At 56.6% G+C, this 21,875-nt stretch carries 10 protein-coding genes; 5 read left to right on the top strand and 5 right to left on the bottom strand.

Features of this window, described 5'->3' with window-relative positions:
* Positions 1 to 87 precede the first annotated feature (87 nt).
* Positions 88 to 1,536: an ATP-binding protein gene (locus ACYQ0G_RS05950; protein ID WP_460100489.1), complete on the top strand. Its 1,449-nt coding sequence runs from the start codon at positions 88 to 90 to the stop codon at positions 1,534 to 1,536.
* A 137-nt stretch (positions 1,537 to 1,673) separates the two neighbouring features.
* Positions 1,674 to 4,250 carry an ATP-dependent chaperone ClpB gene (clpB, locus tag ACYQ0G_RS05945; RefSeq protein WP_460100487.1) on the top strand — a complete coding sequence of 859 codons (2,577 nt, stop codon included), beginning with the start codon at positions 1,674 to 1,676 and terminating at the stop codon, positions 4,248 to 4,250.
* 75 nt (positions 4,251 to 4,325) lie between these two features.
* Here the strand turns inward: clpB and ACYQ0G_RS05940 are convergent, their stop codons facing one another.
* Both ACYQ0G_RS05940 and ACYQ0G_RS05935 read right to left on the bottom strand, forming a co-directional pair.
* A complete protein-coding gene (locus tag ACYQ0G_RS05940) occupies positions 4,326 to 7,334 on the bottom strand; it encodes a TonB-dependent receptor domain-containing protein (RefSeq protein ID WP_460100484.1) in 3,009 nt (1,002 codons plus the stop codon).
* A 595-nt stretch (positions 7,335 to 7,929) separates the two neighbouring features.
* A complete protein-coding gene (locus tag ACYQ0G_RS05935) occupies positions 7,930 to 11,040 on the bottom strand; it encodes a TonB-dependent receptor domain-containing protein (RefSeq protein WP_460100483.1) in 3,111 nt (1,036 codons plus the stop codon).
* Positions 11,041 to 11,306: 266 nt separating this feature from the next.
* On the opposite strand from ACYQ0G_RS05935, the gene ACYQ0G_RS05930 reads away from it, so the two are divergent.
* Together ACYQ0G_RS05930 and ACYQ0G_RS05925 are read left to right on the top strand one after the other, a co-directional pair.
* The gene (locus ACYQ0G_RS05930) at positions 11,307 to 11,882 is read left to right on the top strand and encodes a hypothetical protein (protein ID WP_460100480.1); all 576 of its coding nucleotides are present in this window, start codon (positions 11,307 to 11,309) and stop codon (positions 11,880 to 11,882) included.
* Entirely contained in the window at positions 11,879 to 12,913 is a 1,035-nt protein-coding gene (locus tag ACYQ0G_RS05925) for a hypothetical protein (protein WP_460100478.1), read from the top strand. Before ACYQ0G_RS05930 ends, ACYQ0G_RS05925 begins: the two co-directional genes overlap by 4 nt.
* Positions 12,914 to 12,950: 37 nt before the next feature.
* Here the strand turns inward: ACYQ0G_RS05925 and ACYQ0G_RS05920 are convergent, their stop codons facing one another.
* Together ACYQ0G_RS05920 and ACYQ0G_RS05915 are read right to left on the bottom strand one after the other, a co-directional pair.
* Positions 12,951 to 13,238 carry a hypothetical protein gene (locus tag ACYQ0G_RS05920; RefSeq protein ID WP_460100475.1) on the bottom strand — a complete coding sequence of 96 codons (288 nt, stop codon included), beginning with the start codon at positions 13,236 to 13,238 and terminating at the stop codon, positions 12,951 to 12,953.
* Positions 13,239 to 13,339: 101 nt separating this feature from the next.
* A complete protein-coding gene (locus tag ACYQ0G_RS05915; RefSeq protein WP_460100472.1) occupies positions 13,340 to 16,351 on the bottom strand; it encodes a TonB-dependent receptor plug domain-containing protein in 3,012 nt (1,003 codons plus the stop codon).
* Positions 16,352 to 16,775: 424 nt separating this feature from the next.
* Here ACYQ0G_RS05915 and ACYQ0G_RS05910 point away from each other — a divergent pair, with 424 nt between their 5' ends.
* A complete protein-coding gene (locus tag ACYQ0G_RS05910; RefSeq protein WP_460100470.1) occupies positions 16,776 to 18,230 on the top strand; it encodes a tetratricopeptide repeat-containing sulfotransferase family protein in 1,455 nt (484 codons plus the stop codon).
* A gap of 135 nt (positions 18,231 to 18,365) precedes the next feature.
* On the opposite strand, the gene ACYQ0G_RS05905 is transcribed toward ACYQ0G_RS05910, so the two are convergent.
* On the bottom strand, positions 18,366 to 21,539 hold the full coding sequence (locus ACYQ0G_RS05905) for a TonB-dependent receptor (RefSeq protein WP_460100467.1): 3,174 nt from the start codon (positions 21,537 to 21,539) through the stop codon (positions 18,366 to 18,368).
* Between the last annotated feature and the right edge of the window lie 336 nt (positions 21,540 to 21,875).

Raw genomic sequence — 21,875 nt, 5'->3', positions numbered from 1 at the left:
CGAGCGGGGCAGGGCGGCGCAATGCTCTGGGCAAAACCCGGCGCAGGGCCTTCCGCCAATCGGATTCGGGCCGCTAGCCATGGGGCTGTGACAACCCAGATCACCATTGGACATGATTCTTCCGGCAAGCCGGTGGAATTCGACGTCGAGGAACTTCTCGCCACCCGTCTGCTCGTTCAGGGCAATTCGGGAAGCGGCAAGTCGCATCTGCTGCGCCGTCTGCTCGAAGAAAGCGCGGGTCTCGTTCAACAGGTGGTGATCGACCCGGAAGGCGACTTTCCTTCCCTTGCCGAAGAATTCGGCCATGTGGTGATCGACGGATCGGCTTATTCGCCGGGTGAAATCGAAGCCTTGGCGCGGCGCATCCGCGAACACCGCGCAAGCGTCGTGCTCGATCTGGATGGCTTGGAAGTGGAACAGCAGATACGCTGTTCGGCGCAATTTCTGACCGCTTTGTTCGATGCACCGCGAGAGCACTGGTATCCGGCGCTGGTCGTTGTCGACGAAGCGCAAATGTTCGCTCCCGCGGTGGCTGGCGAAATCGCGGAAGACACACGGCGCATGACGCTGTCGGCCATGACCAACCTCATGTGCCGGGGGCGCAAGCGCGGCCTGGCCGGGATCGTCGCGACGCAGCGTCTCGCCAAGCTGGCCAAGAACGTGGCTGCCGAGGCTTCGAACTTCCTGATGGGGCGGACCTTTCTCGATATCGACATGGTGCGCGCCGCCGATCTGCTCGGCATGGACCGGAGGCAGGCCGAACGGATACGCGAGCTGGAACGCGGACATTTCCTAGCGCTGGGGCCCGCGATCACGCGCCTGCCCTTGTCGGTGAAGATCGGTCCGGTGAAAACTGGCAATACCGCTCGCAGCGAAGGGCTGATGGCGCTGCCCGATACAGCACCTGAAGACATGGCCGATCTACTTACCCGCGATCTGGCTGCCGACGTTGCCAAGGCGCCACCGCCACCGGCGCCGCCTCCAGCACCGCGGATAGAAGAGATCGAAGATAGCATCGCCCATGCCGAGGAACGGCAGGTGGAGGCTCCGGCACAGGACACCGACAAATCTGCTGTCGTCCAGCGCATAGACGAAATCATCCATGAACTGGCGAACGAAGAGGGTATCGCCTTCCAGTCCGCCAGTGCGCAATTCCAGACGTTTCTCACCCGGTGTCGCCGCGAACGGCTGATCGGCCCCATGCCCGACATGTACGCTTTCCGCCGCCGGTTTGCCGTTGCAGGAGCCGGGCTGGGCGAACTGGGTGAGGATCTTCAGGCGTGGATCATGGAACTGGCGCGGTCGGTGGATGAAGATCTACTGGTTCCGTTCCTGGTCATCGCTAAGGCAGCGCATGCCGGGGAAACACAGGTCGACGAAGCCGAGCTCGCAAGAGCTTACGGCACCAGCTCGCCTGGCCGTATTCGCCGGCTTCTCGAACATCTGGAACGACAGGGCCTGATCGTAGTGCGCGAAGATTTCGGCGGTGGACGGACTGTAATGGTGCCCGGCCTTGAAGGCATCTCTGCGGAATAAATTTCCGCTTGCCTCTCGCGCGAAGCAGGCACACCCCTATGTTTGAATAACACACCTCGCAAAATTTGCCGCGGGGCCTTGTGTTGCATATCCGCAACACCATATTCGAGCGACAATTCTCGCAAGAGGGGTTTTAGATGAATCTCGAAAAATTCACCGATCGGGCCAAAGGCTTCCTTCAGGCGGCGCAGACGGTCGCGATCCGCATGAGCCATCAGCGCATTTCGCCTGCACACCTTCTGAAGGCACTGCTGGACGACGAGCAGGGCATGGCCGCTCAATTGATCCAGCGCGCCGGCGGCAACCCGGGCGTGGCGATTACCGAAATCGATACGGCGTTGGGCAAGGTGCCTTCTGTATCCGGTGGCGGCGCGCAAGCTACGCCAGGCCTCGACAATGACGCGGTGCGCACGCTCGATCAGGCGGAACAGCTTGCCGAGAAAGCGGGCGACAGCTTCGTCCCGGTCCAGCGCATCCTGCAGGCGCTTGCTCTTGCGGAAAACGACGCCGGCAAGGCCCTGAAGGCAGCGGGTGTCGATGCAAAATCGCTTGAAGACGCGATCCAGGAGGCAACTGGTGGCCGCACTGCCGACAGTGCAGGCGCGGAAGACGCTTACGACGCCATGAAGAAGTACGCCCGCGACCTCACGCAGGCGGCGCGCGACGGGAAACTCGACCCGGTGATCGGCCGTGACGAGGAAATCCGTCGCACGGTTCAAATCCTTGCCCGCCGTACCAAGAACAATCCGGCCCTTATTGGCGAGCCCGGCACCGGCAAGACCGCGATTGCCGAAGGCCTCGCGCTGCGTATTGCCAATGGCGACGTTCCCGACAGTCTCAAGGGCCGCACGCTTATGTCGCTGGACCTTGGCGCGCTGATTGCCGGCGCGAAATATCGCGGCGAATTCGAGGAGCGGCTGAAGGCCGTGCTGGACGAGGTGAAGGGCGCAGAAGGCCAGATCATCCTCTTCATCGACGAAATGCACACTCTCATCGGCGCGGGCGCGTCGGAAGGCAGTATGGATGCAGGCAATCTGCTGAAGCCCGCCCTTTCGCGCGGAGAACTTCACTGCATCGGCGCCACCACGCTCGACGAATATCAGAAATATGTCGAGAAAGATCCGGCCCTCCAGCGGCGCTTCCAGCCTGTCTATATCGACGAGCCGAGCGTGGAGGACACGATCTCGATCCTGCGCGGCATCAAGGACAAGTACGAGCTGCATCACGGCGTGCGTATCACCGATGGTGCGATCGTGGCTGCTGCACAGCTCTCCAACCGCTATATCCAGAACCGCTTCCTGCCCGACAAAGCCATCGATCTGATGGACGAAGCGGCATCGCGCATCCGCATGGAAGTGGAGAGCAAGCCGGAAGAAATCGAAGGTCTCGACCGCCGCATCATCCAGCTGCGCATCGAGGAGCAGGCGCTGCAGAAGGAAACCGACAGCGCATCCCGGGATCGGCTCGAAAACTTGCGCAAGGAACTGGCCGAACTCGAACAGCAATCAAGCGAACTGACCACCCGCTGGCAGAACGAGCGCGACAAGATCCACGCCGAGGCACGGATCAAGGAAGAGCTCGACGCGGCGCGGATCGAGTTGGAACAGGCGCAGCGCAGCGGCGACCTGCAAAAGGCGGGCGAGCTGCAATATGGCCGAATTCCGGAGCTGGAAAAGAAGCTTTCGGAAGCCAGCGGCCAGACCGACAACGCTCTGCTCAAGGAAGAAGTGACCGAGGACGACATCGCTGGCGTAGTCTCGCGCTGGACGGGAATCCCGGTCGACAGGATGATGGAGGGCGAGCGCGAGAAGCTGCTCGACATGGAAAACATTCTGGCGAAGCGCGTGATCGGCCAGAGCCAGGCGATCGATGCCGTGTCCAAGGCCGTGCGCCGCGCACGTGCGGGGCTTCAGGACCCCGGCCGTCCGCTGGGAAGTTTCCTGTTCCTTGGCCCCACGGGGGTCGGCAAGACCGAACTGACCAAGGCGCTCGCCGGCTTCCTGTTCGATGATGACAGCGCAATGGTCCGCATCGACATGAGCGAATTCATGGAAAAGCACGCAGTCGCCCGCCTGATCGGCGCGCCTCCAGGCTATGTCGGTTACGAAGAAGGCGGCGTGTTGACCGAGGCTGTGCGGCGCAGGCCCTATCAGGTCGTGCTGTTCGACGAGGTCGAGAAGGCGCACACCGATGTCTTCAATGTGCTTCTGCAGGTCCTCGACGACGGCCGCCTGACCGACGGGCAGGGCAGGGTGGTCGATTTCAGCAACACGCTGATCATCCTTACCTCCAACCTGGGCAGCCAGTATCTGGCGAACATGGAAGATGATCAGAAGGTCGAGGATGTCGAGCCGCAGGTGATGGACGTGGTTCGCGGCCATTTCCGGCCCGAGTTTCTTAACCGCCTGGACGAGATTATCCTCTTCCACCGCCTGGCTCAGGAGCACATGGCCCCCATCGTCGATATCCAGGTCGCGCGGGTTCAGAGGCTGCTGAAGGATCGCAAGATCGAACTGGACCTTACGGAGGCCGCCAAGAAGTGGCTCGGCCGGGTTGGCTATGACCCGGTATACGGCGCTCGTCCATTGAAGCGAGCGGTGCAGCGCTACGTGCAGGACCCACTGGCGGATATGATCCTGTCAGGCAACGTGCCTGATGGTTCGACGGTTAACGTTGATGAGGGCGACGGGGCGCTAGAGATGCAGGTGGCGTAGGAGCCCCACTTAAATAGACATTAAAAAAAGGGCCCCCGTTTCCGGGGGCCCTTTCTTTAGGTCGCAAGCTATCGATTAGAATTCGAATGTTGCTGCTGCCTTGAAATAACGACCCCTGATACCGTCGAAATAGGTCGAGAGACTTGCTCCACCAGCTGCGGGGACCTGGATAGGAGCATCACGGTCAAACACGTTTTCTACGATGAAGCGGAAAACGAAGTTGTCTTCGGTCCGGAAGCTCAGACCGGCATCCATAAAGACGACATCGTCAACATCGAAGAACTGGTATGCACTCGGATCCGCGTCGGCATCGACAACTGCCTTGCCGATATATTGGAACTGAGTGAACGCACCCCAATCACCATTGTCATAAGTGACGCCGAGGGTTCCCTGATGCTTGGAGTAGCCGATCGAACCACGTGACGTCGAAAGATCGCCAGTACCGACCTGCTGTTCGAGCTTGTCGATGTACTGATACGAGCCACGCAACCCAAGGCGGCTATCAGCGCCGAGGAAGGGCGTCGGCTCAGACCAGCGCAGGTCGGCAATGATACCCTGGTAATCATACGATGCGACGTTCAGATATCCGGTCCGGATAAATTCGACCTGGCCGTCCGCACCACGATCAATTCTATCGCAAGCGGAATTCGGGAAGTCGTTGGCATCATAGCACGCTTCGAGGGTGCCTTCCGCATCGACACTCTGAATAGCGCCTTCCAGCGCGATATCCACGTAATCGACTGAAAGCGTAAGACCCCGTGCGAACGTCGGCGTGAGAACCGCGCCTATTGTCCAGCTGTCGGCTTTTTCATTCTCGAGATCGGTGTTGCCAGAAAGCGAACCGCGAGTGGTGAAGTCCACGATATTCGAGGTGAAGTTCGCTGGCAGGCCCGCTGCAGCGCAGTTTGCTTGACGCTGCTCAGGGTTAGGACCGGCGTTGATGTAACGAGAATCGCACGGATCATCAGCCGTCGTGAAAATCGCGCTGTTCGGATTGAACAGTTCGGTGATGGCAGGCGCGCGGATAGAGCGGGTGAAGTTGCCCCGGAAAGCAATATCTTCAACCGGCTTCCAGCGGCCTCCAGCGGTCCAGGTCAAATCGCCGCCCGTAAGCGAGTTATCAACGTACCGCACGGCGCCCTTGGCTTCGAGTAAGTTTACGAAAGGCAAGTCCATCGATGGCGATACGATCGGGACCAGAAGCTCGCCAAAGACCTCGTCGGTGTTGTACGAACCGGAAACAGGATCGATTGGAATAGAGCGTCCATACTGGGTGCGCGGAGCATCTGGATCTTCAGCATCTGGCTGCCCGAAGAAGAAAGTGCCCGGATCGAAATCGGCCGACTCGTCACGATGTTCATAGCCAACCGAAAACGCGACTGCTCCGCCCCAGATGTCGATTAGATCACCGCCGATGGTAGCGATGACATCGACCTGTTCATTGGTTGCAGTCGGATTGGCAATCGTCGTTATGTAGTCGGCCACAGCTTGGGTATTCTGATTGCCGAAGGGATTGAACGGCGTACATGTGCCGCTGATCGTTTCGATCGGTGAACTGACGGCATCAGTTGGGCAGCCAGCCAAAGCGTTTTCAAAGTTCTGTTGAACCAGTTCCCGGCTGCGACCTTCGGTCCGTGAACGGCCGTAGGTGGCCGAAACTTCCCAATTGAGATCGCGTGATCCGAGATAAAGATCGCCGCGCAGGCCTCCTGCGACGCGATACACTTCGACTTCCGAAGACCCTTCTCCGGAAATTAGGTCGGTATTGGCACGACCGAGATAGAAAAAGTCTTGGCCGGCGGGAAGCTGGGCGCCGATCGTGGCACGCGCTTCATCGGAAAGGAACGGGTTGTCGAGCGATACAATGAGATTCCCATCCGGCGTACCCGCATCGTCGAACAACGCGGTATTGTAAACCGGTTGTGCACGGAGTTCGGTGCCCTTGGAATTTGCATACTGTGCATCGACGAACGCGGTGATGCTGTCGGAAACGTCATAGCTTGCCGACAGGGCGCCAAGGTAGCGTTCGACGGGTGAAAGCAGGTTCGATACCGGAAGGAGGCTGAAGCCATTGCCGCCCGACGAACTTACAGTACCGTAGCGAACACCGAAGTCGAGCGGTACGAGGTTCCCATTCGCGTCAAAGACAAGCGTGTTACCGCTGCCATCGGTGATATCGAATCCTTCGCCAGGGAAAATGTCCGCTGTCGTCGGCGCACCGAACTGGCTCAAGATTGGCAAGCGACGATTTTCTATGAGAACGTTGTCGAAGGGGGAGTTCGGGTCGTTCGGGGCGGCATAGTACAAGCCACGGGCCGTGCGTTCGCGATCGGTGTAGAGCAGACCGTCAGTCTTATTGTATTCCACAGCGGCGACGACGTTACCTCGTCCATCTGCGAAGCTCGTGCCAGCAATTCCGCCAACGCGGTATTCCCGAGCGTCGCCTTCTTCGGCGATTCCCATCTGCGCGTCGAGGCGAATGCCGTCAAAACGGTCCTTGAGAATGATGTTGACCGTTCCGGCGATGGCATCAGACCCGTAAATCGGTGCGCCCCCTACAGCGATCGTTTCGAGGCGATCGACCATCAGCGTCGGAATGGTGTTGAGATCAACCTGCGATCCCGCGGCGGTCGGGCCAAAGATCGAAGCGGTGTTTGAACTAACGTAGCGTCGGCCATTAACTAGCGTGAGGGTACGCTGCGAACCGAGTCCGAAGAAATTGATGAAGCTCTGACCAGAACCAAAACTGCCACCCTGGCCACCTACCGGGCTGCTGGCGGGAGGTCCAAATGCGGGCTGATCGTTAAGGACCTCGCCAACATTGGTCAGGCCGCGTTCCTCGATCTGATCGGAACCGACCACAATCGACGGTTCCATGGTGTCACGGTTTGCCCGACGGATACGCGAACCAGTGACGACGATGGTGTCCTGCCCGCTAGCAGTCGCTTCCGCAGGAGCGCCATTGCCGATTTGCTCGGTTGTCACTTCCTGCGCCATCGCTGGAGTGCCAAGTGCTACTGCCGCGATACCGGCTCCAGCATAAAGAGCAGCGCGACCGCTCAGTTTTGTTTTAAAAGTTCGCATTCGTTACATTCCCAAGTGTTATGTAATAAAATCGGTCTCCGGCACATCAAGTGGGATGAGAGCCATAACGAAACCATCCGCGTGGGACCCGATAGAAGGTGAATGCGCTTCTAAATTGCGTTCAGCAAACAGATTGCTTCAAAAAAAAGCAACAATAAATGCTGTGTGGTGCTCCTGCAACGCATGCGTTGGCAAGCCCGAACCATGAGCAGGGATGAATGATCCGAAAAACAATCTGGTAAACAAGGTGTTATGAAGGGCTTGCATCCGAAAAACTGTAGCAAACGTATTGAAGCCAATTCGATCGCATGGAAATAAATTCTCGCCGTCGGAACTTTAGAATTAGAGTATCCTAAATTGCGAAAATATCGCGCTCCTTCGCTGTGGGGTTAGCGCGTGGATGTAGGTCAGGAGACACGGTAATAGCTTGATTTGATGAATTGATTATGGATCCAAAAAGGATTTCATGATCACTTCCTAGGATGAAAGTAGCGTAGCGTAGCGGGAGGTCCCTTTCCCGTGATAAGTAACTCACTGCGTTCAAAAAAAGGGCCCCGAAATCTCGGGGCCCTTTCAGTTGGTCGGAGTAGTGTGTTTAGAAACGCTTGCTCACACTGATCGCATAGCGGCGACCGATGTCGTCGTTTTCCGAGCCCGGATAGATGTATCCGAAATAGTCCTGACCGATACGATCAAACAGGTTGGTAACCGCGAAGTTGAAGCGGAAATCGCTTTCCGTATCGAAATACACGTTCATGTTGACCGTCACGTAATCGTCAAGCTCGTCGAGTTCACGCGTATCGTTCGGGCTGCCGCCACGATCGAAGCGCGAGAACAGTTGCTCGCCAGTGTAGTTCACGTAAGTCCCGACACCGAAGTTTTCGCCGGCGAACACCAGGCGGGCCTGGCCGGAGAATTCCGGATCGCCGAGAGTACCGTCCGAACGCTGCGGAGCCACCCCGGTGATGTCTTCGATGCGACGCTTCACATAAAGGAGATCACCTCCTGTGCGCAGGGTCAACGGAATACCGAGTCCGTCGAGCGAAGTGCGATAATCCAGCGCTCCGGTGATGCCCTCGAACAGGATCCTCTGACCGTTGACGAAGCCGGTCCTTACAGCCGGATCCGTGGGCAGGTTGGGGATCTGTCCATCCGCACCAAAACCAAGTGCCTGGCAGAAGGAGTTGCCATTGACCGGGTCTGCTGCGTTGAAGTTCTCGTTGTCAAAGCAACCCGAGGCAAGCTCCGCCGCAGTCAAGCTGGCGATCGGACCTTCAAGTTCGATGTCGATGTAGTCAGCAGTGATGGTTAGACCATTCACGAAACGCGGACGCACGATCACACCGAAGGTGAAGCTGTCAGCCTTCTCGTTTTCGAGATTCGGATTGCCTCCCGACAGACCGGCAACCGATGCCTGCGCTGCAAGCAAGTTATAGGTGGCCGGATCGTTATTGGTCGCTGCCAAGAACGCCAAGCAGTTCCGTGTGCGTGTTTCCGGAACCGGACCGGCATCGATCGCCTGCGCAGTACAACGGTCAGGCGGACGAACGAAGGTAGGGCTCTGTGGGAGGAACAGTTCGGTAATCGCAGGAGCGCGGAAAGAGCGTGTGAAGTTCCCGCGGAACTGGATGTCCTCGATGGGAGCGATACGACCGCCAACTGCGAAGGAAGTGAAGCCACCATTCACGGTATTATCGACATACCGGACCCGGCCGAACACTTCCGCACTGTTGAGGAACGGAATATCGTTCTCAGGCGATGCCAGTGGTACCAGCACTTCGCCGAAGACCTCGTCGACATTGTACTTGCCCGAAGTCGGAGTCACAGCAGATCCCCGGCCTTCACCGAACTGAGTGAAGCTCGAGGGTGTGAAGGATGCTTCTTCCTCACGATGTTCGTAACCTACGTTGAAACCGATCGGACCGGCCCACAGGTCGAAAAGATCGCCGCCGAAGTTGGCGTTGATGACCTTTTGAGTGATGTTGGCGACATCGTTGATGTCTTCACGGATGTAATTCAGCGCTTCCTGGCTGGCTACACCGACACCAAGAAGATTGAGCGGAACGCAGGCAGGATCGGCGATCGGCTGAACCGGCTGATCGGGAGCGACCGGTACAGGGGGCGTCGCCGTGCAGACCGGGCCATTGGGGCCGGCAACGTAGCTTACCGCATTGATGAACCGCTGCTGGTTGATCTCCTGACCGAAGTTTTCAATTTCGTTTGTGCCGTAATTGAAGCTGACTTCGTAGTTCCAGCGATTGTCGAACAGGCCGCCGAATTCACCTCGCAGGCCGACTACGCCGCGCTTGAGCTCGCTTTCGGTTACCGTACCATTATCAAAGAGGTCTTCGTTGGAACGCGAAACGTTGAAGGTGGTAAGGCCAAGGCCAGTCAGAGTGGCGCGAGCCTGATCCGTGAGAAACGGGTTGGTCGCGACATCATAGGTAAGGCCGCCCGACACACCCGGGTCGAATACGAAGGTGTTAAACGAAGGATTGTTGCCTTCTTCGATCGCACGACTGTTGTAGTACAGGCCTTCTGCAAACGCTTCCACGCCCGGCATGATCTCGTAGCTGAGAAATGCATTGGTGGTGAAACGCTCAAGCGTCGAGGTGACACTGAACTGATCGGCTGTGTTATAGGCCGTCGGGCTCAGCCCCGTTCCGAAAAAGCCGGTGAGGTTCGTGCCCGGAAAGATATTGTCGATGATGGTTCCGTCAGGAGCAAATGCGAGACCGAAGCCCGCGTCTGTGATAACACCGCCGGTGGAAAGGTAAGGCGACAGCACGTTCGGAAATACGACACGTGCCGGGACGCCGTCGTCCGGGCCGGTATTGCACCCGATGTTCGGATTGACGCGGCCGTCATCCGCAGGCTGGTCGGTGCCGGGGGCGCAGTTGTTGTTCAGGAAGCCGAGGTTTTCGCGGATGTGTTGACGGTCTGAGCCGCGAACACCGTTCGCTTTATCGTACGCCATCGAAAGCGTGACGTTGCCGCGGTTATCGGCAAAGTTAGAGCCGAACAGTCCCGAAACATTGTAGTTGAACGCATCGCCGCGATCCGAAATTCCGGAAGTCGCGTCAACTTCGAATCCTTCGTAATCATCCTTCAAGATGATGTTGACGGTTCCGGCTATGGCATCCGAACCGTAGATTGGCGCACCGCCAACGAATACATTGTCGATCCGCTCGATAAGGTTGGTCGGGATGACGTTGAGATCGACCTGAACGCCTGGTGCGCCGGACGAGAACAGCGAAGGAAGGTTGGAAGAAACGACGCGGCGACCGTTGACGAGGCTCAGCGTACGGTTTGAACCCAACCCGAACGTGTTGACGAAGTTGACGCCAGCACCATAACCAGCCTGGTCGCCACGCTGACTGACGCTGCTGCGGAACTGCGGGAGTTCGTTCAGCGCGTCGGCCGCATTGGTAATATTCCGGTCATCGTAGTATTGGGCGCTAATCGAGCTGGTGGGCTCGGTGCCGACGATTTCCGGGCGACGGATACGCGAACCGGTGACGACGATGGCACCTTGGGTGTTCGAAGTTGCATCAGGTGCAACCGCGTCAGTCACGTCGACCTGTTCAGGGGCGGCTTCTTGGCTATTATCCTGCGCCAGAGCAGGGCTCGAAAGCGCCACAGCAGCCAATCCGACGCCCGCATAGAGCGCAGCACGACTGCTGAAATCTGCAAAATTCAATTTCATGGAATGTATCCCCAACCAATTAATCACACAGACCATGATGCGAGCTTCTGGAGCGGATACTCATGCAGAAGCCGTTCTCTCCAGCACGGCCTGATTGGGGAAACCTGCGGGATACGGCAGGCTTGGGCAATGCCCGTGTATTATATATGACTAATATTTAAATTAGTGTGACAAGGTTGCCACATTAGAAATGTGCGATAATGTGAGGGGGGCGCATTATCGGGAACATCGATACGCAGCGCATCAATCCGTTTCGCCGAGAACTCATGCTCAGCGCGGGCGCTAGGGATGAACTTAATGAGCGAAAATCTTGGAAGAATTTGTTCTATCTGCTAGGCTTTGCTTTAATTTTGACGGGATCGCCCATGTATCGACTGTTGCCTATTGCTCTGCTTTTCAGCGGTCCCGTTTCCTCCTCAGCGTCGGCGCAGGATGCCCCTCCCACCGATACATCGTTACAAGCATGCCGCGAAATCGACAGCAGTGCCGAGCGTCTTGAATGTTATGATGTTGCTCTCGACGCGCTTTACGGAGTTGACCAGTCGCTTGTAACAAAACGCGATGCATACAAGCGTAAACGTTTCGGTCTCCCGATCGACGGGCAAGGTACCGAAATGGTCGAACTCGATGCCACGATAGCTAGGGTCGACGAAGATTTACGTACCCGAATGACTGTAATCGAACTTGAGAATGGTCAATTATGGAGATTGACATCTACCGGGGGGTTAAGGGCCAGCTTCAAGCCTGGGCTTACTGTAACGATAAGTGAAAGTGGAACCGGCGGTTTTCGCATTCGCATTCCTGGTAAGACGGGTTTCAAGGGCGTGACGCGGATCCGGTGACTGACATCGTAATGAGTGACAGTTTGGCGATCCTCGCTGATCCGGATTGGCTTCCGCATCGCTACGACGAAACAGATGATAGCTTTCGTTTTGTTCGGGTCTCAAGAGAGGATCACCGGTCAGCTAGCTTCCTCACTGATGAACATCTCGGAGGCACTCAGAACTTCATAGCCGTACCCCGCGATCGGATCGACAAATCGCTTGTGCCGCAGGCGCCAATTCACTTTATTTTCCATTCAGCGTATTGCTGCTCCACTCTTGCCGCTCGCATGTTCGACCTCGAGGGCGTGGCAATGGGCTTTAAAGAGCCTGTATTGCTTAACGATATCGTAGGCTGGAGACGGCGCGGGGCAGAAACTCAAAGTCTGGCGGAGGTACTCGATCTTTCCTTATCACTCTTGTCACGGCCGTTGGGGCACGATCAGCATGTGGTAATCAAGCCTTCTAGCATTGCGAACGTCATCGGGCCCGCCATCCTCGCTATGCGGCCGAACGCGAGAGCGTTGCTCCTGTACGCGCCAATCGAAGAATTCCTTTCCTCGATTGCGGTCAAGGGGTTGTGGGGGCGTCAGTGGGCACGCACATCATTGATCGGGCAGGCAAAAGATCACGCCCTCAGCCATAAGTTCACTACAGAAGAACTATTGGAACTGACCGACTTGCAGATTGCCGGTTTAAGTTGGTTGTCCCATTTGGCCATTTTCACTCGGATGCAAAAAAAGTTAGGCGCCAATCGGGTGGCCTTCTGCGACAGCGCTACGCTGTTGAGGGATCCGCTCCGCACGACGAAGGCTTTCTATAGACACCTAGAAATACCACTGGGATATTCTGAAGCACAGGCAATAGCGGAAGGACCGGTTTTTACGCGTAATTCAAAGGATGGCGCTGCCTACTCTGCGGATGACAGGCAAGCACGACTTGATCATACTCGAGAGTACAATCGGGAAGAAATAGATATGGTCGCGGAGTGGATCCGTCAGTTGGCGAAGGGGATCGACCTCAATGTAAATCCCGAAACCAACCTGGATTAGGTCGGATCCTTTCCACACACCTGTTGAGAGACTTCGCTTAATCTGTCGTCATTCCAGCGGCGTTTTGTGCGACCGTTTGTCTGGCTACGTCATTGCCTCGGCGAGCGAACTCTTCCCATTCGCGATTTGTAAGACACACTTTTCGCTTCTTCGCGAGCGAGCCGACTACCCGTTCCGTGCGGCATCGAACGAAGTCAGGATGATCACGATCAGTGATCTTCTCTGGCTGTTCTTTTTCTTCTGCAGTGGATTCCTGAGCGAAAGCGACACTACCCGGCAGCACAAGTGCCACAGCCATAGCTGCAAGTTGAACCTGTTTTAACATCAAGATTCCTCCAAGAACTAGAGTTCTTCTAACATGTAATTGAGAAACAAAAAAGGGGCGGCTTCAAGAGCCGCCCCTTTCAATTTGTTACGACGATTGAATTAGAAGCGGAACTTCGCAGCTACTGCATAGCGGCGGCCCAGCGCGTCATAAGTAGAGGGGTAGATATTACCCGAGTTGTACGCGGTCGAGCCGATGTCCGAACCGACAACGGTCGGTTTATTGTTGAGCAGATTTTGCACGGTGAAGACGAACTCGAAGTTATCGGTCGCCATCCAGCGCGTGCTCAGATCAAAATAGTTTTCGGCATCGATATTGTTGAAGTCCACATCGCGACCAGCAAGCGGTCCAGTCGATTCATCGAGTGTTCCTACGAATGCGTCGCCGGACTGTTCACGCTGAAGCGGTTCAAATTCAGTCGAGCTGAGATAGCGCCAGAGAACTGAAACATCGACCTGATCGAAGAACGACACCGTAGCGCGCGTGTTGAACACGAACTCCGGTTGGATCGAACTGCAGTTGACCGAATAATAGCTCACGCATTCGCGATCAACGGATGTGGGTGTCGCCTGGAATTTGTTCCGGTTTACCCATGTACCATCTGTCGATAAGCGCAGGCCGATGGTGTCGGTCAGGCTTGTGCGATAGCGCAAGCTGACGTCGATGCCGTCGGTCTTGATTGTACCAAGGTTCGAAGAACCAAGCAGAAGACCAGGCACTTCGTCTGGAGATCCGTCCAGCCCGCCCGTCGTGGCGCTTCGCAGGATCTGACCACAGATCGGGTTGCTGGCTCCTGGGTTGTTATAGCAACCACCCACCAGGTCATCGACCGTAGGCGATGTGATAGCATCCTCGATCTTGATGTTCCAATAGTCGACAGTCAGGGACAGATTATAGAGCGGTTCGATTACCGCACCGACCGTCCAGGTAGTCGCAGTTTCGACACCAAGATCCGGGTTCCCACCGCCGGTGGCGTTGATCTGTCCAGCAGCTGGCTGCAAGATGTTGCCGATCAACCCTTCAGCTTGTGCCTGTGTGGCGCCGTTTGCGACAATCTGTGAAACACAGGCGGCCGTAAGGTCGGCATTACCGACCGGATTGCTGCCAGCGCAAGGATCCACCGCGAGGTTCGTCAGGAACGTCGTCACCGGCGAGAAAAGCTCGCCGATATTCGGCGTGCGCGACGAGCGCTGGTAGTTACCACGATAGGTGATCCAGTCAGTCGGCGACATAGTACCGCCGGCCTTCCAGGTAAATTCGCCACCGGCTGTCGAGTAATCCGAATAACGTGCACCGAGCTCTACAGTCAGTTCACGAATGAAGGAGTCTTCGATGACTGGGATCACCAATTCGCCGAAAACGTCTTTCACATCGTATTCGCCATCGATGTTGGGAGCAGCGCCGCCACCACCAACAACTGCGCCCGGAGTTTGCGAAGCTTCGTCCGAGATTTGCGATGCAGTGTATTTGCGATATTCAGCACCCGCGGCGAATGCCACCGGGGTGTCGGAGATTCCGAAACCGAAGTCGCCAGTGAGAAGGCCCTGAACCTGCTGCAGCGAAGCCTTAGTGATGACCTGCTGGGTAAGATTGAAGACATAATCAATGGCTTCTTGCGAACCAAGGTTACCAAGGTTCCCGAACAGATTGATAGGCGCACAGCCGCCATTTGTATCGATACACTGGACGCCGCCAGCGCCATCTGGGATTGCAAGAACCGATTGCTGCAGCCGGTCAAAACGAGCGAAACCGCCCTGACGCTGTATTTGCTCGCTCTCACCATAGGTGCCCGAAACTTCCCACTGAACGTTCGGAGTGATGTCGCCGCGAAGGCCGCCAACAAGATTGAACAAGGTGGTAGTGAAGTCCGAGGTACGCGCACCAGCTTCCGGTGTGCGGCGGCGAACTTGCGCGTCGAACTCTACGTAATCGGGGTTGGCAGTTCCATCGGCCAAGGTGGGACCAAATTGCGTATTGCGCGCAGCTGCATATTCTGCCGCGGTCAAGCCAAGGTTGTCACCGAATTGCTGGGCAATGGCATCCGGAATGAACGGGTTGTTCAAGTTAAAGGTGTATGTGTTGAAGAACGAACCGCCCGGAGCGATGATCGTCGATACAGTGTTCTTCGAGAAAGACGCCTGCGTGAACACTTCAACGGCATCCGACATCTCGTACCGGCCCGAACCGTAGATGTTGAACCGCTCGAAGGGTGTTAGGAAAATATTGAACGGATTGAAATTAAAGGGACGATCAAACTCGCCAAGGGTCAATCCATCATCGCTGATCTGTCCTGAAAAACCAACGGTATCGGCATCGGGTCCATCGCCAGCGACAATAACAGCTGGAACCGCGTTGGACGAGCCACCGCCTTGGCCGTTGAATGAGCCGACGTTAAAGATCGAGAAGTCGCGGTCGCCCTGATAGACCGGATCTTGGTTTTGATAGCCGATGCTCAGGACAGCGTTGCCGCGGCCGTCGTCGAAATTTGCGCCGATCGTAACATCGGCGCGGAATACTGCTCCGTCGCCTTCTTCGGTAAGCTGTTCCGAAACGGTTGCTTCAACACCTTCGAAATCACGTTTCGTGATGAAGTTGACGACGCCGCCGATGGCGTCCGCGCCATAGGTGGTGGTAGCGCCGCCCGTCAGAATTTCGGTGCGCTCGATGACCGCCAATGGAATGTTGTTGAGGTCAACGCGACCGGTGGTGTCGGCAGGGGTGAAGCGACGACCGTCTAGCAGGACGAGGTTACGGTTGGACCCGATGCCACGCAGGTTGACGAAGCTTGCGCCGCCATTGCCGTTGTTAACCGCGGAACCGATGCTGGGAACCGCCGAGGGGAGTTCGCGCAGGAATTCTTCCGCGACGTTGGTCTGCGCCAATTCGAGGTCTTCGCTGGTAACTACGCTTACGGGGCTGGCCAGCTCGAGGTTCGGGTTGGTGATGCGCGACCCGGTGACAACGATGGCCTCGGGCGCTGCAGGCGAATCAACGCTCTCTTCATCTTCGGTGGCGACTTGCGCCATGGCCGGAGCCGAAAGCGCCATAGCCGTAAGTCCGGCGCTGGCATAAAGCACCGCACGGCCGCTCAAATTTGCGAAGTTAAATTTCATTGATTGTTTCCCCAAACAACTGGTTGCGCAGACTGTGGACGACCGGATTCAAGCAACAACTTGCCAATTGCATCGCTCCACATCACTCTGGTGGACGGAAGTTGCGCTATCCTTGTGCTTTGAGCAACGCAGTTGCAGCATTTGCGGCCAATATGCTTGCTGGTGTGACAAGGTTGCAACATTGCTGAGTGGGGAGCGCATGGGGAGGTCGGCGCCCGATGCGATACGCACTGCTCGAAAATCAAATCTTTGCGAGGCCAGATTGTTTAACGAGACGCGTCATGCCGCGAGGTGCCCAATATTGGCTTCACTTCTTATCCAACGCGTGTCGCAGCCGTGGATTAATAGCCGATCCTGCAAATCGAATCGACACTCGACCTTCGGGCACCATGGACAGGATATTTCTGCAAGCTAACTTGGAGGAATGGTATCCAATCGGTCATTGATTTTCGACGCTTTATCCGCGCTGGAAAAAGGAGAGCGCGCTCACGCCGCTGATCTGTTGCAGCAGGAGTTGAACTCCGGGCCCGGCGGCACCGGACGCTGGGGCAATATCGCCAAACTTGCGGAAAAGATCGGCGAAATCGACTTGGCGATCGATGCCTCACGCCGTGTCGCTCTGTCCGAACCGATCACCTTGGGTGGTCTTTTGAAACACTGCGGGCTTCTGGCCCAGATGGGGAGATCCGAAGAGGCTCTGGGCTACCTTGATCGTCTCCCCGCGAATGCAAGAAATCACCCTGCAAGCCTCCACTTTCGCAGCACAATCGCCAGCGAGGAAGGCGATTTCGAGAAGGCAGAAGCGCTTTTACGCGACGCTTTGAAGATTGAGCCAAGCGAACCACAGGCATGGTTCGGCTTGGCGATGGCCAAGACATTCGCAGCTGGAGATCCCGATTTCGAAGCTTTGGCCTCGGTCGAAGATCACATTGGTTCTTACGACCCACTGACCCAGTCGCGATATCATTACGCCATGGGCAAGGCGCTGGTAGACCTGGACGATATCGAGCAGGCTTTCGTCTACTACGATCGGGGTGCGCGAATAAGAAGGCAGGCGGAGCCTTACGATTACCAGCTGGAAGCCGAACAAGCTCGGCGCCTCACCGAGGGCTTTTCCAAGAAGAGCCTGGAAGCTTTGAAGCCGTCCCAATTCGCGGGTCAGCGCGCGCTCTTCGTTCACGGGCTTCCGCGCTCGGGTACGACCTTGGTAGAATCCATCTTGGCAAGCCATAGTGAGGTCGGCGACGGTGCCGAGATAAACCTCTTTCACCCGGCCATCATTCCTACATTTGACCGGACATTCGATGGGGCTTTGCAATATCAGACACAGACCACGGGACCCGATCCTTTCGGCGCGCTCGCTGCCGATTATCACCGGATGCTCGATATGCGGTTCCGTCAGCCCGGTCTCGTAGTCGACAAGACGCTCAATCAATCGATGGTGATGGGCCTGGCGCTACATTCGATGCCTGAAGCAAGGGTAGTATGGCTGCGCCGTAATCCGGAAGACGTCGCATTATCATCGTATCGCGCTTTCTTCACGTCTTCTGTCCCGTGGAGTTGGTCCATGGAAGATATCGCCCGCCACATGAAAATAGAAGACGCGCTTCACGATCATTGGACACACGTTTTTCCGGACCGGATTTTGACCGTTTTTTATGAGGATCTGGTTCGCGCACCCGAAGAAGGGATTGCCGCGATACTGAACCATTTCGGTCTTCAGGATGAACCGCAAACGCGTGAATTCCACATGAGCAAGCGGAAAGTCCGTACTGCTAGTGTGAAACAGGTCCGTGCACCAATCTCGTCGGACGCGATCGGGAAGGCAGCGCTCTTTAGCGATCAGCTCGCACCTTTTCGAGAGGCTTACTTCACTTGAAGTAGCTCGTCGAAAACCAAGCTTGGGATGTCGTGCAATCTTGCGTTGGTGTGATCGCCGCCCTTCGAGTTTCCACCAGACAAAAGAAAAGGCGGGCCGAAGCCCGCCTTTCCATTTTTCAGAGATCGACAACTCTTAGAAAGTGATGTCGACGCCGAGGCGCACTGAGCGTGGCGACTGCGTGCGGGTAGCAATTCCGTAGTTGGGGTTGGTGGGGTAACCCGTAACCACATCATTCGCATCGGTAATCGGTGAATCGAGTTCGCCGATTTCGTTACGCTCGGTAACCGCTTGCGAGTTGAACAGGTTGAACACGTCGGCCCGGAGGGTGACGGTCTGACCGGAATTCAGCTCGATGTTGTAGGCACCCTTGATGTTGAAGGTTGCCAGCCAATCGGTTTCCTGAGCCGTACCGCGGACGGAAGGTTCGCCACCGCAGAAGCGTGAAGCGGCCCCGTACTGGTTGCCGAATGCGCTGTACGGTTCATCCGGCGTGTTGAAGTTGCCGCGCGGATCGAAACCGAAGCAGCTCAGCGGACGAGGTGATTCAACGATCACGTTCGCACCCATGGTGAAACGATCATCGAATGCTACCGCACCGCGAAGCTTGATGCGATGACGGCGGTCGTTCGGAAGGCGACCAAACGCATAGTCCGTGAAGCCCGGCTGGTCGAAGTCCTGCGTCAGGCCGGCATCGTCCTGACCGAAATCGGACTGAACGAAGCCTTCCGAGTTACCGCGGGTTTTCGACCAGGTGTAGCTACCACCGAAAGAGTAGTTGCCGTCCCAGGGGCGGTCGAACTTGAATTCGACGGCGTCGAATTTACGCTCGGCCTTGGGATAACCAAGATCTTCTGCAGTAAGCGTAACGACCTGACCGTCCAGGTCCGGATTGCCGGCTGCGTCCAAGGACACGATGGCATCTTCACCCGGGTTCAGGATGACGTACTGATGGAAGCCCGTAAAGGTCGAAGAACAACCGGCAATACCCTGTTCGTCGCAATATGCGAGGACAGCAGCATCGATCGCGACGTCTTCGGCGTTGGCCAGCAGACGACGGCGGGTGTAGCTCAGGCCGAGGCGAATTTCCCCGACGAGGTGCTCATACCCAATGATCCACTCTTCCTGTTTGGTAGCCTTGAGATTCTGCGAAATCAGATTGTCTGCCGATGCAATGGAACCGTCACCGGTAACGTTACAGAACTGGCCAGATGAATCAGGCGTCAGATTAATCGGGCAACTTGCCTGATAGCTGGGATTGTTCGTTACCTGATCGCCGAGGATCGGCAAGTTATTGGCGTCGAGTCCTTCCAGTTCATAGCGTTCACGAATGTAGAATTCGGCCCCCGTCGTGCGGAACGCAGTGTTGCTGGCGAACGGCAGGTTATAGGTGCCGTAGGATCCAAACAGGCGTCCGTCACGGCTCACGTCATAAGTGAAACCGATACGCGGCTGATAGTTTTCGTCGAGATTCACGATCTGCTGGCCATCGGGACGCATCACCTTGAAGTCGTCCCGGCGCACGCCGATATTCAAGGTAAGGGCGTCTGTGATGTCCCACTGATCCTGGATGTAGAAAGCGCGGTTGGTCGCGTCGAATGACCCGCCCGAATTGAAGTAGTTAATTTCTACTGTCGGAGGACCACCAGTCGTTGCAGGATCTCGGACATACAGCAGTGCACCGGCACCCCCGGCGCCTGCATCGTAGGCTTCTTGCGAAAGGAGACCTGCGTTCAGAAGCGCATCTGCGCCGGTCCGCACTGACGACTTGGTCAGGTTGTTGTCTTCCTGATCGTATCCGATCCGGATGTGGTGTTGGCCAAGCAACGAAACGAAGAAATCGGCGTCCACACGATAAAATTCGCGCTCATTGGTGTGCGGGAACGTTTGGCTCGCAGTGCGCTGACCATTGTAGAATGCAAGGCTAGAAACACCAAAATATTCGCCACCAGCAGCATTGCGGAAGTAAGGCGCGCCTGCAGCACCTGCTACACCGACGTTATCGAAGCTTTCTTCGTACTTACCGTAAGCGGCCGAAAGAGTGAACCAGTCCGTGAAGGTCCCGGTATAACGACCGACATAGTTCAGGCCGCCGGCATTGATATCGGTGACCGAATTGGCAAGCCCGACAGCGGGTTGACCATTTTCTTGGACTACGAAACCGACATCGGAACGGCGTGTTGTGCGCGACGTGTCGAAGATCGTGAATTCGAGATGCTGGCTGTCGACAGGATAAAAGTCGACCTTCGCACCCCAGAACGGATCGGTGCTGATGCGGTCGAACGCGGTTTCACCGAGAACATCGACCACACGGCTGGTATCGCGGCGCATTTCGACCAAGCCATAGGCGAACAGGCGGTCGGGGATGATCGCGCCACCGGCTTCCAGGACTGCCGAGAGATTGTCGACTTCGTCGAACCGGCGAGCGGTCGAATTGAAGCAGACTTCTTCGGAAGTCGGATCGGACGCATCGACGCGCTGACAGGTTACAAGATCTTCCTGGTTGGAACGCAGGAAGTCCGGCGACCAGTTGAGGTGCATCGCTGCGAAGAAATCGTTCGTACCCGACTTCGTCGTCGTGTTGATGATACCACCGGTGGCCCGACCGAATTCGGCCGGATAGCCGCCCGACTTCACTTCTACAGTCTTGTAGAAGTCGAACGGTACGTCGGCACCGCCGAGATAGTTGTCGAAGTTGGTGACGTTGAGGCCGTTCACGTAATATGCGTTTTCGGCCACCGAAGCGCCGCTGATCGAGGCAAGGTTGCCGAACGCGCTGTCGCCCTGGCTGGTGCTCGGGGCGAGCAGGATGACCGAGGTCAAGTCGCGCGCGACCGGGACGTTCTTCGTCAGTTCTTCAACGTCGACGGTAAGACCCTGGGTGTTGCCTTCGAAATCGCGGACGATGGTGGCGCCCGTGACGACGATGACATCAGTGGTCGAAGCAGCGATGTCGAGCGAAACCGCCTGACCTGCAAGCACGGTGACGTCATCTGCGCGATAATCCGCGACGCCAGCGCCGGTTACGGCCACGTTATAAGAGCCGGTCGGCAAGCTGTTGAACCGGAACGAGCCGTTCGAGCCCGTCGTCGCGGTGCGCGTGAAGCCCTGCGCGTTCGAAGTGATGGTTACGGTCGCTCCCGAAACTGGGCTCCCGCTTTCATCGGTTACAGTACCGCTGACTGCACCTGCGGTGTAGTCCTGAGCGGCAACCGGAGCGGCCAAGCCAGCGGCGGCTGCGGTTCCCCCCACAATAGCCAGCGCTTTGAGCGCAGAGCTGGAAGCGAGCAGTCGCTTATATAAGCTCATGTTCGTCATTATTGCGTTTTTCCCTCTATTAAACGCCTGAACGATCCAACGTCGTTCAGGCAATTCCCTCCAAAATTCCCCACGCAATGCGTGTTTTCGCCATGGGTGGGGACGATGGAATGGGCGCATGCTTAATGACCACGGCAACCATTAAGCAAGGGAATGCGCAACGTTTATACGCTTATGTTACTTGTGTTGTAATTCGGTTACATCTGAGACCGGTGTATATGACACTAAATCCCGTGCGGGAATCTTCGGGTTCAATGGAGTTAACCGATACTCGGACCCTGATCACTTATACAATAAATATTAGAATACTTTCATATAGGGGATTTC

This window comes from Qipengyuania triglochinis (assembly GCF_054655615.1).
This window is presented reverse-complemented; position numbering and strand designations above follow the sequence as displayed.

Coding starts and splice junctions, on each gene's coding strand:
- ACYQ0G_RS05930 (WP_460100480.1), top strand. CDS start 11,307: ATGCTCAGCGCGGGCGCTAGGGATGAACTTAATGAGCGAAAATCTTGG.
- ACYQ0G_RS05935 (WP_460100483.1), bottom strand. CDS start 11,040: ATGAAATTGAATTTTGCAGATTTCAGCAGTCGTGCTGCGCTCTATGCG.
- clpB (WP_460100487.1), top strand. CDS start 1,674: ATGAATCTCGAAAAATTCACCGATCGGGCCAAAGGCTTCCTTCAGGCG.
- ACYQ0G_RS05940 (WP_460100484.1), bottom strand. CDS start 7,334: ATGCGAACTTTTAAAACAAAACTGAGCGGTCGCGCTGCTCTTTATGCT.
- ACYQ0G_RS05920 (WP_460100475.1), bottom strand. CDS start 13,238: ATGTTAAAACAGGTTCAACTTGCAGCTATGGCTGTGGCACTTGTGCTG.
- ACYQ0G_RS05915 (WP_460100472.1), bottom strand. CDS start 16,351: ATGAAATTTAACTTCGCAAATTTGAGCGGCCGTGCGGTGCTTTATGCC.
- ACYQ0G_RS05905 (WP_460100467.1), bottom strand. CDS start 21,539: ATGAGCTTATATAAGCGACTGCTCGCTTCCAGCTCTGCGCTCAAAGCG.
- ACYQ0G_RS05910 (WP_460100470.1), top strand. CDS start 16,776: ATGGTATCCAATCGGTCATTGATTTTCGACGCTTTATCCGCGCTGGAA.